This is a genomic window from Fervidobacterium changbaicum (assembly GCF_004117075.1).
GTDB classification, from domain to species: Bacteria; Thermotogota; Thermotogae; order Thermotogales; family Fervidobacteriaceae; genus Fervidobacterium; species Fervidobacterium islandicum.
This window is the reverse complement of sequence record NZ_CP026721.1, coordinates 1,082,130-1,097,607: the sequence shown is the minus strand read 5'-3', so window position 1 is coordinate 1,097,607 and position 15,478 is coordinate 1,082,130. Positions and strand designations below refer to the sequence as shown.

General features: G+C 37.9%; 12 protein-coding genes and 1 CRISPR repeat array. Of the genes, 10 read left to right on the top strand and 2 right to left on the bottom strand.

Features of this window, described 5'->3' with window-relative positions; genetic code table 11:
• Positions 1-295: 295 nt before the first annotated feature.
• Positions 296-3,637: direct repeats of the CRISPR family, unit length 30 nt; unit sequence GTTTTAGAAGTGACTATGAGGGATGGAAAC.
• Between the two features lie 391 nt (positions 3,638-4,028).
• The 9 genes from CBS1_RS05185 (at position 4,029) to cas6 (ending at position 13,927) form a co-directional block, all read left to right on the top strand.
• Positions 4,029-5,516: an SAVED domain-containing protein gene (locus tag CBS1_RS05185; RefSeq protein ID WP_090223067.1), complete on the top strand. Its 1,488-nt coding sequence runs from the start codon at positions 4,029-4,031 to the stop codon at positions 5,514-5,516.
• A 97-nt stretch (positions 5,517-5,613) separates the two neighbouring features.
• Complete coding sequence (gene cas1b, locus CBS1_RS05180; protein WP_090223068.1) at positions 5,614-6,603, top strand: type I-B CRISPR-associated endonuclease Cas1b; 990 nt, start codon at positions 5,614-5,616, stop codon at positions 6,601-6,603.
• A 14-nt stretch (positions 6,604-6,617) separates the two neighbouring features.
• Entirely contained in the window at positions 6,618-9,107 is a 2,490-nt protein-coding gene (cas10, locus tag CBS1_RS05175; protein WP_090223070.1) for a type III-A CRISPR-associated protein Cas10/Csm1, read from the top strand.
• A gap of 1 nt (position 9,108) precedes the next feature.
• Entirely contained in the window at positions 9,109-9,594 is a 486-nt protein-coding gene (csm2, locus tag CBS1_RS05170) for a type III-A CRISPR-associated protein Csm2 (protein ID WP_090223071.1), read from the top strand.
• A 44-nt stretch (positions 9,595-9,638) separates the two neighbouring features.
• Complete coding sequence (gene csm3, locus CBS1_RS05165; protein ID WP_090223073.1) at positions 9,639-10,367, top strand: type III-A CRISPR-associated RAMP protein Csm3; 729 nt, start codon at positions 9,639-9,641, stop codon at positions 10,365-10,367.
• 50 nt (positions 10,368-10,417) lie between these two features.
• Positions 10,418-11,401, top strand: coding sequence for a type III-A CRISPR-associated RAMP protein Csm4 (gene csm4 / locus CBS1_RS05160; RefSeq protein ID WP_090223075.1), 984 nt, complete (start codon positions 10,418-10,420; stop codon positions 11,399-11,401).
• Entirely contained in the window at positions 11,398-12,552 is a 1,155-nt protein-coding gene (gene csm5 / locus CBS1_RS05155; protein WP_164969244.1) for a type III-A CRISPR-associated RAMP protein Csm5, read from the top strand. Before csm4 ends, csm5 begins: the two co-directional genes overlap by 4 nt.
• A gap of 23 nt (positions 12,553-12,575) precedes the next feature.
• Entirely contained in the window at positions 12,576-13,190 is a 615-nt protein-coding gene (locus CBS1_RS05150; RefSeq protein WP_090223077.1) for a hypothetical protein, read from the top strand.
• Positions 13,187-13,927 (top strand): CRISPR-associated endoribonuclease Cas6, encoded by a 741-nt coding sequence (gene cas6 / locus CBS1_RS05145; RefSeq protein WP_090223078.1) that lies wholly within the window; start codon positions 13,187-13,189, stop codon positions 13,925-13,927. The genes CBS1_RS05150 and cas6 overlap by 4 nt, the downstream gene beginning before the upstream one ends.
• Before the next feature lie 411 nt (positions 13,928-14,338).
• Here cas6 and CBS1_RS05140 read toward each other — a convergent pair whose 3' ends face one another.
• Positions 14,339-14,578: a hypothetical protein gene (locus CBS1_RS05140; protein ID WP_090223079.1), complete on the bottom strand. Its 240-nt coding sequence runs from the start codon at positions 14,576-14,578 to the stop codon at positions 14,339-14,341.
• A gap of 163 nt (positions 14,579-14,741) precedes the next feature.
• Here CBS1_RS05140 and cas2 (CBS1_RS05135) point away from each other — a divergent pair, with 163 nt between their 5' ends.
• Positions 14,742-15,020 carry a CRISPR-associated endonuclease Cas2 gene (gene cas2, locus CBS1_RS05135; protein ID WP_090223081.1) on the top strand — a complete coding sequence of 93 codons (279 nt, stop codon included), beginning with the start codon at positions 14,742-14,744 and terminating at the stop codon, positions 15,018-15,020.
• A gap of 14 nt (positions 15,021-15,034) precedes the next feature.
• On the opposite strand, the gene cas2 (CBS1_RS05130) is transcribed toward cas2 (CBS1_RS05135), so the two are convergent.
• A complete protein-coding gene (gene cas2 / locus CBS1_RS05130; RefSeq protein WP_090223083.1) occupies positions 15,035-15,298 on the bottom strand; it encodes a CRISPR-associated endonuclease Cas2 in 264 nt (87 codons plus the stop codon).
• Positions 15,299-15,478: the final 180 nt, after the last annotated feature.

Here is a 15,478-nt window from a genome sequence, read left to right as displayed (position 1 = left end):
TAATAAAAACTTTTTAGTAATTTTAAATCAATACATACACAAAAGACAAAAAAAGAACACTCCCTCTTTTACTTCATACTGTGTTAACACATATTGGATATGCCTTAAAATACGATATGTTTGTAAAGATATTTGTAACTATTAAGTAAACAGGCAAAACTGTCTCTGTTTTCGAGCTCCTTGCTAAGAAACGAGGAAATCGAAAACACGCATAAATTGAAACTTTTCTATTGTTACGAATGTAACGTTGACTTGTAACAAAAAATATGATATAGTATTCATGCATATCTGACGAGTTTTAGAAGTGACTATGAGGGATGGAAATTCTCAATTCTGTCCTGCCTGAGTTTGTCACTCGGAATGTATGTTTTAGAAGTGACTATGAGGGATGGAAATTACGTTATTTTTCTTCCTGTCACCAAATTTTCTGGTATCTTGTCTTTGTTTTAGAAGTGACTATGAGGGATGGAAATTGCACTTTTGTTGAGCTTATAGCTGGCTGGCCGTTGACAGGTTTTAGAAGTGACTATGAGGGATGGAAATTTTTTTAAATATATTTATTATTTTTATTTTTTAAAATAAGTTTTAGAAGTGACTATGAGGGATGGAAATCCATTCAACTTCACCCCCTTTCTATGATGTAAATAAGTTTTAGAAGTGACTATGAGGGATGGAAATTCAAAGACTGAAGTTGTTGTTGAATTTCTTCAATGTTTTAGAAGTGACTATGAGGGATGGAAATCAAACCAAACCAAAAGCACCTTCTTCCAACGTCCCAATCATGTTTTAGAAGTGACTATGAGGGATGGAAATAAAGCCCTCCCTGCAATTAAAATAAATAGATTAAACTCGTTTTAGAAGTGACTATGAGGGATGGAAATCTTTACGTTCACACTCTATCCCTCCTTTCCATTATACAGTTTTAGAAGTGACTATGAGGGATGGAAATTTTCTATCATGGATATATAATTGGAACCACAATATTTTTTGTTTTAGAAGTGACTATGAGGGATGGAAATATTTTGGTACTCCACGACTTCAAAGTTGCGTTTCCCATCAGGTTTTAGAAGTGACTATGAGGGATGGAAATTCATACCGTCCTTGTAAAATCGTGTATGGTGCTATGTGACGTTTTAGAAGTGACTATGAGGGATGGAAATTTCCAGTATGCGAGGCTACCATCGGCATAGGAATTAAACCCTCGTTTTAGAAGTGACTATGAGGGATGGAAATTCTAATTCATTGAGTGTGTTTTTTGCAAGGGTTTGTGCGTATGTTTTAGAAGTGACTATGGGGGATGGAAATACTACCTTTGTAGCGATGTCGTCTTTGATTTCGAAAAATCTTGTTTTAGAAGTGACTATGAGGGATGGAAATACATTCGGGGGTATGTTAACATACCATAGCGATGAGTTTTAGAAGTGACTATGAGGGATGGAAATTTGCTTCTTGCCGTTTGATGTAGGTTGGGGTTTGTTTATATTCGTTTTAGAAGTGACTATGAGGGATGGAAATTTTGGTACGTTCTCTCTTTCGTTCCCGCAGCGGTTGGTTATAATGTTTTAGAAGTGACTATGAGGGATGGAAATTTCCCGCAGCGGTTAGTTTAGTTACAATCTACGGTAGAGTTTTAGAAGTGACTATGAGGGATGGAAATAAGAGCTTGGGGTCTTCCCACGGATAAACATGGAATATTCCACGGTTTTAGAAGTGACTATGAGGGATGGAAATCATGGCTATATGGTTCCAAATAAAAATCTTCGACAATTTTTGGTTTTAGAAGTGACTATGAGGGATGGAAATTTTTTTCAGTGTAACCGTTACCGTCTATCACGAAAAACCTGTTTTAGAAGTGACTATGAGGGATGGAAATTTTTGTACCTTTTAAGATAATATTTAACAACCGCGAAAAATTCTTGGGTTTTAGAAGTGACTATGAGGGATGGAAATCTTTCACAAAAAACCTTCTTGCTCTTACGGGTGTTTTAGAAGTGACTATGAGGGATGGAAACGGTAGTTTTTGCTTAATCTTGTCTCGTAAACATACCATAAAATGTTTTAGAAGTGACTATGAGGGATGGAAACATTCTTCGTTTCCAGTTCGACACCTGCAAACTCAAAACTCCGTTTTAGAAGTGACTATGAGGGATGGAAACCTTTAGGAATTTCACCGATTTTTTCGAGATACAGTCTTAAAGGTTTTAGAAGTGACTATGAGGGATGGAAACATTGACCTTTTTATTCTTTGCGTTTTCTAACATCCATGTTTTAGAAGTGACTATGAGGGATGGAAACTGGTCTTTTATGAAGTCTGTGTGAATTAGTGGTCTCAATCCGTTTTAGAAGTGACTATGAGGGATGGAAACTGTCAAGAGTATTTCTTTTAAAAACTTGCCTATTAACTTTGTTTTAGAAGTGACTATGAGGGATGGAAACTTTTGGCACGATTAACAACAAAGCTGTCATCAATACTATGTTTTAGAAGTGACTATGAGGGATGGAAACTTTTCTTTTTCATTTTTTCACCCTCCGTTTCCTTTCATATTGTTTTAGAAGTGACTATGAGGGATGGAAACTCGCCTGTTTTGATGTCATAAACTACATACTTATTTTCGGTTTTAGAAGTGACTATGAGGGATGGAAACAACTCATAAGAGTCCAACGATTTAAACAGTTCCATTAGCTTCGGTTTTAGAAGTGACTATGAGGGATGGAAACTAAGTGGACGGTTCGTAATATACAATCCCTTCTATTAGGTCGTTTTAGAAGTGACTATGAGGGATGGAAACTCTTTATTTCAACCACTACTGGTTCATTATTCACTACTGCTATGTTTTAGAAGTGACTATGAGGGATGGAAACCTTCAACCGACAGGGGAAATAAAATTGCTCTTAATAAGTTTTAGAAGTGACTATGAGGGATGGAAACACAAATAATTTGAACAACTTGTTCATCAATTTCTACAATGTCATAGGTTTTAGAAGTGACTATGAGGGATGGAAACTTTCCTTGTCTACCTCTTCAGTAGACAAGGAATTTAAAATGTTTTAGAAGTGACTATGAGGGATGGAAACCTTTTACATACGTGTAGTCTCCATACGCTAACACTATGTTTTAGAAGTGACTATGAGGGATGGAAACAACCTTTACTAAAAGCTCATACCCTCTGTTCCATTCCATCCGTTTTAGAAGTGACTATGAGGGATGGAAACTTTCTCCATTGTCTTTTCGGAATTCCAGTTCATAGAATTGTTCGTTTTAGAAGTGACTATGAGGGATGGAAACAACCGCGCCAAGTTATCAACAAAAACCTTCGTATCAAATGTTTTAGAAGTGACTATGAGGGATGGAAACAAACACCTCGTCCCCTTTTTTAAAAACAACCCACTTCACACGTTTTAGAAGTGACTATGAGGGATGGAAACGTGCCTTCGCACGCTGACCGTGGATTAAATTCAACGGCAGCGTGTTTTAGAAGTGACTATGAGGGATGGAAACTCGCCACTCAAACCTGTTTTTTCGAGCCTGCTCTATATGTTTCAGAAGTGACTATGAGGGATGGAAACTCTGAGCTTTCGTTCTGCCAGTTCGACCACCTATATATGTGTTTTAGAAGTGACTGTGAGGGATGGAGATCTCAGAACATGAGATTTCTTAATGCAGCATAGCAAACCTACATTTCGGTTTGAGAAAATTCTTAAGCAGAACTGAACTCAATGATTAATATAGTGACAAGGTGTGCGCCTTTGGTACACACCTTTTTTTGTTTCTAAATTACAAGCAGCAGAGGGGAAAAGGTGTCGCAGAGATTTTTAGAGAAAATGTCCTGCTACAACTCGTACAATGTTTGGGATCGAGTAAGCTTGGAAATAGTTTAGTGATTCCTCAGGAAAAGCGTAGGAATAACAAGATTCAGTCAAATTTCAAAAATTCATTTCATCTTAGAAAGGTAAATGTGCTATAATGATATTGAAAATTACGAGTAATGTTTATTGTATCATTGCCCAACTTGTGGGAGATGATAACTGTGAGTTTCGTTACATTGTTGAGGAAAGATTTAAGGAAGTACATTGAATTCGTTCAGTCTGGGTTTATAACTCCTGGAGAAGTGTTGGCAGATTTCTCTCGTTTAGACAAAGAGATTTCAAACTATTCAGTAATATTTTACGAAGTTCTTAAGTTTTTTCTGATAAACGGCTACACAGATCACGCAATGCAAATGTTGTCGAGAGAATTCAAAAGCACTCTCACAAAAGATCAGGCGCTTGCTTTAGTTAACTCGAAATTTGTAGAGACGAGGTTTCCGGTAGTTGAGAGGGAACGTGTTGATTTGGTAAGAGCGCTTGTTTTCATGGTCGAAAATGCAGATTTCTCCTTTACGAACAATCCGAATGTTTCAAGTTTCTTGTATAACGTTGAGGAAATCGCTCAGCACAAGATTTCTGTCATTTTTGATAAAGAATTTTGCGGCGAATCTTTTCAGTTCGCTGTGGCAGTTGCAAGTCTTGTGGATGAGATACCTTCAAATATCGCATTTACTGGTAAAGTAGGCGGTGGTGGTAGAGTTCTTCAAGTTGACAATATTTTTGAAAAGACTAAATATTGCGAAGAGATTGGACTTGTACTTATAACCCCTCTGGATGTCTCAAGCGTTTACGAAATAGTTGATTTCTTCAATACTAAAGAATTCAATATACCGGTTTACGTAAGTTTCTCACCTCAGAAAGAAGATGTTAGAAGACAGTGGTCTTCTCTCAATGAAGAAGTTGCTAAGCACTTCAAGACATTCCCGAACTTAAAGCTGCACGAGAAGATTTTCGGAATGGAATTTGTTTACTCACACAGAGAACTGGATGAGAACGAATTCAGTAAACACATAAGGAACGTCTATAATGTTTTGAGGAATGTTATACAGAATTTTGGTGTTCCACATCTTGCTATAAAGGGTCCCGCTACTTTTGCTTTGGGTTTGGGTATAGCTGTTGGGGCAAAAGATAGGATAGCTGTCTACCACTATCAAGGTGGTTACCATCTTGTATTAGATCTAACAACACCGGAAAAGCTCAGATTGATAAAGTCGTGTAAATCTTTGGAAGACCTAAGACTACTTTCCGTAGATGTTTACGATTACGCCCCAAACAAGAGGAAAGCAATCTTTTTAGTCGATTTGGCTTCTCACAAACCGTTCCCGCAGATTGTTGAATTTGCAAAAACCCACCTTCCGGATGCTTTCATCATTCGCGTCACTACTACATCCCCTGGCAATTCTGGAAACATCCCGATAGGAGATTGGTCTAATTATATTTCCGAACTTTTCTCTATTACACAGATAATGCGAGACAAATATAAGGAACTGCACATATTTTTGAGCTGTCCTGTTCCGATAGCTTTTGGTTTTGGCATGGCTCTTGGGGATTATATCCCGGGCAAAATATACAATTACAATAAAAAATCAGCTACCTATGTTCCTGTTTTTGAAATGCCGAATGTATTTTTGTCACCTAATTTGGAATGAATAGTTTTCTTTTTTCTTTCATTTTACCTGTCAGACTTAGAAATTCCCCCCGTTTTATAAGGTGTAAGAGTTTAGAAGTTCCTAGGGGGGAAGGTATATGCAAACAGTATACATTTTCAGAGATGCTTACCTGAGAAAGAAAAGCGCGGCGCTTTACATAGAACCTAAATCTGAAAATGAGAAACCGATGTACGTACCGCTAAAAAACGTGTCAAGTGTTATGGTCTTTTCCGAAGTAGAACTTAACAAAAAGACGCTTGAACTGTTTTCGCACTCTCAAATTCCCGTATTTTTCTACAATTACTATGGGGAATATATAGGCTGCTTTTATCCTATTGAATTAAACAAAACGGGCGAAATGCTTATATTACAATTGCAGCACTATCAAGATTTGGAAAAGAGGATAATAATCGCTCGAGAGATACTGAATGGTGTTGCCGACAACATGGTTAATGTATTGACACCGTACACTAATAAGTTCCCTGAAGTGCAGAAGAATATAGATAAGATATTGGCGTTGAAAAAATCTTACAGCCGACAAGATAGTATTCCAGCGCTTATGGCAATTGAAGGGAATGTTAGAAAATCTTACTATGAAGCACTTGGCATAATTCTTTCAGAAAAAGGATTCACATTCGAAGAGAGAACAACAAGACCTCCGAGCGATGAGATAAATGCCCTTATCAGTTTCGGAAATACCATTTTGTACAACGTTGTGCTTTCGGAAATATTCAAAACATCTCTGGAGCCGTCAATCAGCTTTCTTCACGAACCAAGCAAGAGGAAGTTTTCTTTGCAACTTGATATAGCTGAGATATTTAAACCAATAATCGTTGACAAGGTCATTCTGACAGTCGTTAACAAGTCGATTATTAAAAAAGAAGACTTCAGACAGGTTGAAGGGGGTGTATACCTTAACGAAAACGGCAAGAAGAAGTTTATTAAAGAGCTCGAGGCTAAGATAGAAGAAACAATCGATTACGAGAACGGTCAGAAAATGTCATTCAGAACAGTGATACGACACGAGTGCTACAAATTGATCAGACACTTACGCGAGGAAGAAGCTTATAAAGCCTTTCGAATGTAGTTGGGGGTGGAAAGATGTCAGGAACCGATGTGTTTAAGAAGTGGAGAGACGTGACTTATTTATCGGCTTTGTTCCACGATGTAGGTAAGTTCCGACAAAGGGGGGAAATGGGCAACACCTTGGAAGAAGAGATAAAGAGAGAATACAGCTATGAGATAAAGAACAACAATTCTGGTCTTGCACATCAGTATATCGGTGCACATATTTACAAGAACTCTTCTTTGCCTTATCGCGATGATGTTTCAATCATTATTAGTAAGCACCATGAAAGACTGGAAAATCTTGCGAATGAACACGAAATCCTGGCAAAAATAGTGTCTTTGGCAGATAAACTGTCTGCAAATGAACGGATGGATTACAGCCAAAACACCGACTTAGATAGGATTAAGTATATGAAATCTATAATCTCCAAAGTATCTGTGTTGGGTGTTGATGACAAAGTCAACTTTTACAGACCACTTTCGCGTTTTTCATTGGCCGAAGAGGTAAGATCAGAGAGTGAGCTTTTGGAAAGAATGGTAAAAAAGGAGTATGAATCTTTATGGAAAGAGTTCGAGCCTTTGATAAAAGATAGCGCTCTAAAAGAACTTTGGAATAAAGAACCGGACGGTGTTCTTGAAAGAGTTTATTATTTACTCAAAGAATTTACATCCACAGTTCCCTCTGCGTTTTATTACAGTGAGCCCGATATTTCCCTATTCTCCCATGCAGCTTCAACAGCTGCTATAGCTGTAGCTTTGTTGATTCAACTTGGCGAAGGAATATTTGAGAAACAAAACGATAGGTTTATATTTGCTTCGAGCAGACTTGGGAAGTTAGAGGAGATAGTCAGAAAGTTGCAGGATAATCAAGTTTCACTTAAAGACGATGAAGATCTATTTGGTGTGATAAAGGGTGATATATCTGGTATACAAGACTTCATATACAAAACTTCCGTCAAAAACGGACTTAAGAAATTAAGAGCTCGTTCGTTCTTTATAGCCTACCTTGCTGAAATAATAGCAAAATACATCATCAGAAAAGAAGGTCTCTACAACTCAAACATTCTCTACTGCGGGGGGGGACACTTTTATCTTCTTGTTCCTGCCAAGACCATTGATAAGTTGGAAGAGTACCAAACTTTACTTGACAAGAAAATGTACGACGCCTTTGGATTAGATTTGTCAGTACTTCTTGCCGGTATGAAAATCAACCTTTCAAGGCTTGTCAATTTTGACGTACATGATGATCTTGCGAGACTTATTGAAGAAAAGAAGAACAGAAAATTTGCAAACATACTGAATGTAGAAATGTTCGTTCCAGAAGATTTCTCAGGGCCAAGATGTCCGTATTGTGGACGAAAGATGGAGGAAAGAAGGTATGGCAAAGCTGGTGAAGAAGTAGAGTACGAATGTACATTTTGTGAATCTTTCGTCGATTTAGGATACCATTTGGCGAACAGCAAGTTCTTAGTGATTGAGCAAATTCCCGAGTTAAATCGCAAGCCACAGGATGTATTTGACGTATTCAAAAACTTCGGATTTGAACTTTCGTTCGAAAATGAACCAAACAAACTGTCTTACGCGGTTGAAAAGAGCAGGAACGGTACATATGACCCAATGGAAGCTATGTATTATGTAAAGATAGCTAGCTACGTTCCGAGAAAATATATCGAAAAAAATGGAAGAGAAGTTACCGCTGACCTTGAAACGATAGCTAAGCAATCGGAAGGCGTAAAACGCTGGGCAATACTTCGCGGCGATGTAGACAATCTTGGAAGTATATTTAAGGCTCTAAAAAGCAGTGTCAATTTAGAAAACAGAAGAGCACCTATATCATATGTTACAACGTTATCTTCAGAACTCGAGATGTTCTTCAGCGTTGCATTAGAGAAGTACGTTAGAAACAACTACCAAAACTGCAACGTTATATACTCTGGTGGCGACGATTTCATGATACTCGGACCGTGGAACGAGCTGCCGATGCTTGGTAGTGGTATAAGAAAAGAGTTTGAGAAGTTTACTAAGAACAAAAATCTTTCGATATCGATGGCTGTAGCAATTGCACCAAGCAGGAAATACCCAGTTTACAAGCTTGGTACAACTGCTGGAGAGTTACTCGACGAGTACGCAAAAGCTTATAAACGCAATGGTAGAGAAAAGGATGCTATTTACTTCCTAAGGGGGTGTATAGGCTGGGAAGAGTTCGACAAGGTTCTTGAAATCAAGGAAAAGTTAAAAGAGCTAATTACCAAGGGTGTGAGCAGGAACTTATTACACGTACTTGACACATTCGCAGATAAAGATGATAAAGAACTGAAAATTTGGCGGCTGTACTACTACATTGGAAGACTTATGGAGAGGCAGAAAGAAGTTATCGAGGACATGGATAAACTATTTAATTCAATCCTTGTTTCAAGAAACAGATTGCATCCAAAGTTAGGGTTGATCGTTAGATGGGTTCATGATGAAACTCGAAGTATAGAAAAGGAAGATGAATTACTAAGTGAAGTGGAGGTGTCGTAAAATGAGCGTAGGACAGCCAAACAGCTATCAGAACAGAGGTAACAACCAGGTAAGGAACCAAACCCCTGAGATGGCCAAATATTTTGGAGATGTAAAGAAACTCATAGAATCTATGAACGAAGACTACAACACCTTGACTGAAAAGGCTGAACAAATAGCAAAGAACTTGAAGCTGAATTCAACAAAATTGAGAAAGTTCTATAACCACGTCAAGAAAATTGACATTGCAGGTAAGAGCGATACGGAAATTGAAAGAATTCTCAAGAGAGAGCTTAACAAGTTCGTTGCTATGATGGTATATGACGTTGGTAGAGAATCCGGAAATAACGAAGTTCTCGAAGAATTTGCTAAAGGTATGAGGAACATTGTTGAAAGCATTAAGAAAAAACAGGGACAGGAGATTAAGAAATCTTTTTACCTTTTCATGGACTTCTTCGAATCTCTTACTGCGTTCCATAAGTACTATGAAAAGTACCAGGAAAGATGATAAAAGTGCGATAAAAGAACAACAATGTAAAGGGGGATACGAATATGGGAGTAAAGAAATTTTTGGGAAAGTACATAGTCAAAGCCGATATTGAGGTTATCACTGGGTTACACATTGGTACGAACAAGGACAGTCTCGAAATAGGTGGACTTGATAACCCAGTCATTAAGGACCCAAAGGGCAGACCATACATTCCAGGCAGCAGTTTAAAGGGGAAAATGAGAGTTCTGAGCGAATTTTATCACGGAAAAGTTCACGAAAAAGGCGATGTTCACAAGTGTGCGGATGAGAACTGTCCTGTTTGCGGACTTTTCGGAACATCTGTTGATAACAAATCCAACATTAGTACGTTCTCGAGGACACGGCTCATCGTTCGCGATGCTTACCTTGATGAGAAGAGTTTAGAACCATATGCAGACTTTCTTGAAACAAAGTACACCGAAGTTAAGCATGAAAATAGTATAAATAGAGTAACATCGAGAGCTAACCCAAGACCTCAAGAAAGGGTTCCAGCAGGTGCTATATTCAAAGCGGAATTCGTAGTCGACGAATATGAAGGCGATGAAAAAAAGTTCTTAATGGAACTGTTTTTGGCAATGAAACTTTTAGAAGACGACTATCTGGGCGGTAGTGGTTCAAGGGGATATGGAAAAATTGCATTTAGAAACATTCAGATTGTCAAGCGCGAAAAGACATTTTATTCGGAGGGTAAAGATGAGAGTCCAGTAAGTACATTTGGAAACGTAGAAGAAGCGCTGTCTAAGCTCAAGTAGTTTAAAGGAACTCAATGGAATAGCTATCCTATCTTAGGGAAGTGAGGCGCATGGACTATCGGATAAAAATTAAATTCAAAGGTCCACTTCATATTGGTCTTATGGACGGCGTAAGTGAAGTTTCAGATATTATAATCCATGCCGAAACAATTTTCGGTGCGTTGATGAATGCGCATTCAAAATTGTTCGGTGAGCGAGAAACGGAAGAGCTCATAAAAAAATTAATGACTAATTCTGAAAAGACTGACCTTCGTTTTTCCTCTGCTTTTTACTATATTGGAGATACTTACTTTTTGCCCAGGCCAAAAGGTGAGGACTTCGGCTTATTGCCAAGATTAACCCAACCAAAGAAATTAAAGAAAGTGAAGTATGTGCAGGAAGAAATAGTTTTTGGGAGTGCTAAGGCTAATGTAGACGACGTACACGGCCAATTTTTGAGCAAGAAGAAGATAGAATACCAAGGCGAGTTCAACAGCCCAGCGATTGTTATTGAGAGACCGAGGGTCATGATTAATCGTTTGAATTCAAGCTCAAACCTCTATTACTTTTCAGAAGTCCACTTCGCACCTAACTGCGGGCTTTGGTTCTACCTGTCCGTTGGTCAAGAAATTGAGAAACAAATACTTGCAGCGCTAAGACTTTTGGCAGACGAGGGCATTGGTGGCGACAGGACGTACGGATTTGGTCATTTCGATTACGAAATCCAACCAATTGAACTACCTAAGGAAGGTGACAGATACCTTTTGCTTTCACCATACATCCCAAGTCCTGAAGATTACAAAGAGAGCACATCCGAGCTTGCTAAGGAAGTTATAAAGTCATACGAACTAATGTATAGAACCGGTTATATACACAATAGCGATAAAAAAGCCAAACGCGTTATAATGTTCACAGAAGGCTCAGTTTTCAATAAGCGTGTGGATGGGAGGATTTTAGACATATCACCCGAAGGATTCGAAGAGGAAAATAATTACAAAGTATACAGATACGGAAAGGCATTCTTGCTCCCATTCAAAGGAGGGAGTCAGCCGTGACAGCAGATTTTAGTAAAAGGATATCGATTGAACCAGTTTCAGCTGTATTTATAGGTTCTGGAGAAAAGATTGGTAAGTTCGAAACTATCGTTCAAGGAAAGAAGACGCATATTCTAAATTTTGACAAACTAATGGAACACGAAAAATTCGTGGACTATTTTGTGGCCAACAGTGACAAAATTTTTAATCCAGAAACTAAAGATGCAGTTCTTTTGAAGATATTTGAAGTACTCAAGATTGACTTGCAAGAGTACAGCTATACTTCGTTTGATACAATCTTTGATAAAAACGGCAAACCGAAAACTTTGCAAATAAGTAGATTTATAAGAACAGCCGGCAGGTACTATATACCAGGCAGTTCGCTCAAAGGTGCTTTAAGGACGATGATTATTAAATCCAATCAAAAATTCGAAGCTACACTTAGAAATGTTTTCAGATCTCCAAATGTAAAATTTGAGGTTGAAAAAGTCGAACAAAATATCTTTGGGCAACCGTTCTATTCGCCATTCAAACTTCTTAGAATAACGGACAGTACTTTTATCAACAATTCACACATAAAATTCAAGAAGGTTGAAGTTGTTCACTTTGTAAGACAAAAAACAAGTATACCTCAGTTTGTCGAAGTGTGGCTTCCTGATATGAGGAGCAACGAAGGAAATAAAGTAGCTGCAGAAATAATTTCTCTATTTTCAAACTTGAGCAAATTAGAGAGTTTGGAAGAAGTTAGGAGAAATGAAAAACTTAAGGAAGCTCTTGGCTATTTCAGAAACCTTTTTTCTAACGAGAAGGTATTTGTTGATAGAATGAAAGAATCAGCTATGATTATCATAAACATGGAACGGCAGAAAATAAGCACAATGTCAGATAACCCTGTCAAGAAAACACTTGAAGAATTCTATAAAAAACTCCTCGACATTAACGAGAAAGCGGATAGGGGTTTCTTGGTCAGGATAGGCGGACACACGTCTTTCTACTCAAAAACAGCCTTTAGAGGTTTCTTAGAACCAGCTGAAATCAAAGTGTTGAAGAACTTTGGATATCGCAAAATTACGGAAAGTAATTTCCCGATAACTACCAGGATAGTTAAGTTATCTGAATCACCAAATGACATAATGCCACTTGGCTGGGTTAAAGTTGAACTTATGGATTAAAAACAGACAAAGGGGTTTTGAACTTGCAGGAAATTACTCTAAAGTGGAAATTACAGGCGCCTGTTTTAGTTACGAACGAGCTAACACGGGGCTTATTTGAGCAAATTTTTGGTGACGGTGTAGGATACTTCTACTCGTTTTCTGGAATTCTTGGGCGTAGGATTTATTTGAGCGAGAACGGATATTATATGTCAGGTACTGCAATATTTAAATTGCGAGTTTGGGATACCCTTTCCGGAACCACCTTGAGGAAACTTCTGAGAGTTCCTCTTGGTGGTGTTTTCCCTTATTACACAACCATTGAAGTTGTTGAACCTTTCGATCAAGGTTTCATATTGGTAGATGAACAACTTGGTGAAAGCAATATAGACGAGCTACAAGCCAATTTCGAAAAATACTATTTCAGCCTAGCCGAACAGCTTTTTAAAGACAAAAGCGAAGAACTTTCTCTGATTCCAGTCATAACTTCGTTTAGGAAGAACGTGTACAGACTGAAACTCTTTGGTTCAAAAGAGATGATTCAGCTTGTTAATACAGTAGGTCTTAGGATAGGTAGTACCAATTATTTCGTATATGAGGAAGAAGATTTAAAGAACGTGTTAATATTAGCTGATAAATTAGGGGGGAATAGATTTTGAGAGTCTACATCACTCTTAGTTGCAAAACAATAGAACTTCCAACAGATTACAATCACATACTTCAAGGTCTTATATACAATCTTATCAACGATGACGAGTACAGAAAGTTCTTACATGATAGAGGCTACAGCTATGGTAAAAGACAGTACAAACTTTTCAGTTTCTCAAGGCTTCTGGGAAGATTCGAAATAGACTCTAACAAGAAAGTCATCAAATTTAAGGATAATGTTGTTTTGATACTTTCTACCGCAGATGACAAACTTGTGGATTTCGTTATTGAAAGGATCGGGAGATTTGAAACACTGAATATCGGAAGAAATAAGGTTGTGCCAACAAAAATTCAAGTATTTGACCTTCCGAGGACCAATCATATCAGAGTGAATACCAAATCACCAATAACTGTTTATTCAACAATTGGGAAAGATGGAAAAAGGTACACGCTCTATCATTCACCAAACGATGAAGATTTTGAAAAACTTCTGGAGGACAACCTTAAAAGGAAATATTACGCCGCGTACGGTGTTCCTTTCGAAGGAGACATACGGGTAAAAAACATAGCACCTAATCCGAAGAAAGTTATTGTCTCCTACAAGGAATTAAAACTTGATGCATGGATTACAGTGCTTGATATCACTGGTGACTGGGAAATCGTTAAATTAGCATATGACGCGGGTTTGGGTTCCAAAAACTCCGCAGGATTTGGATGCATAGAACTTGTTGATAGAGAAATTGTATAATTACAAATCCCCTACCAAGTCAACCACTCACCACTTAAGTGGCGGTCTTGAGAAAGTTCTGGTTGACCAGTCTGAGCACCGGACCCGAAGGACAAGGGGAAGAAGGTGCTACATTGGTAGCAGGCTAAAGATCATTTCCGGATTGTTAAAGCTGTTGTGTCGCAAGCAAGTATACTGGCGTTTGGATAGGTACAACAGCGGTTAGAGCCAGCGGAGCTTTTGTGACATTAAGGATACTAACGGCAAAAGGATATGCCAAAGAATAAGCTACAAATACTGCAAGTTGGCGCAGATGGTTGGCGGTATAATAAAGCAAAAATGGTAGGTCTATCTTCTCACACGACTAAAGTCGCGTGCCTCTAAGTTAGCAAGGGTGAATGAAAGGTAGGGGATTTTGTGAGTATTAGCTTCTTAAGAACTGCACGCCATCTCTGATGGAAGAATAATTTTTATTCTGAGATACGAGTTAACAAGCTCCGGATTGGTAATTTTATCAAGTTTTAAGAACAGTGCATGAGGCAGTCGTCCTTTGTACACTTCTTCTTCAAGAAAGAGTATCCTTACAGGCTTGTTTACCAAATCATCAGAGAAGTATATACTGATGTTCTTCTCATCGACTTCTATAATGTAATCAACGAACCTTCCGATCATCTATCCCACCTCTTTGTGCCAGATTCATCTTCCTAAGTTTTAAAACATAATTTCTTAGAATTTCTGACAACCTGACTGGTTGCAATTTAGTCAGAAAAGTCTCTGTGGGACGTTGTCTATTTATTGGTAAGAAACATCCACAAAGCTGGGAGGTAAAACTGCCATGAGCAAACGATATCTTGTCGTCTATGATATAAACGAAAAAAGAGTTTCAAAAGTGCACAAGTTGTTACTTCGATTTTTGGTTTGGAAACAGAACTCGACTTTCGAGGGCTTTCTAACCAATGGTTCACTCAAAGAGATGATAAGAAGAATTGGAAAGTATGTGAAGAAAGAGGATGAAGATGGAGTAGTAATATACTCCTTGCCAAGAGATTGCAAAATCAAATTAGAAGTGCTTGGAAAGGATAAAGGTAATATCTTTTCGAATTTTATAGAATAAATTGCAGGATACGCTTACTCGATGAAATTGAATTCGGCAGGTGCATTACCCAGAAGAATTCTGTAGGGCCTACTGGATGTTTCTATAATGTAAAAGTAAACTGTGTCATTCTCAGAATCGATTATACTTCTAATTTCATTCTTCAAAGCCTCATAGTCCTCTTTAGTTAAGAAACCTTCAAGAACTGAACGAAGCGTCCAGTTCAAATATTTCCTTCCGATTTTCAACACTTTCCGTACTCTTTTGACATTCACATCGTATACCATAATTACGTACATGCTATCTGCTCCTTCCTACACATTATGCGTAAGCGCTCCTATCACTAAAAAACGTGAGAATCTTGTATAACTGACACAAACTAAAGGTGCTATAATAATACTTGAACATTATTCATATTCATAAAATGCTGCATGTTTTCAACTTTTATTTGTTATAATATCAATGAAAAACAACCTTTG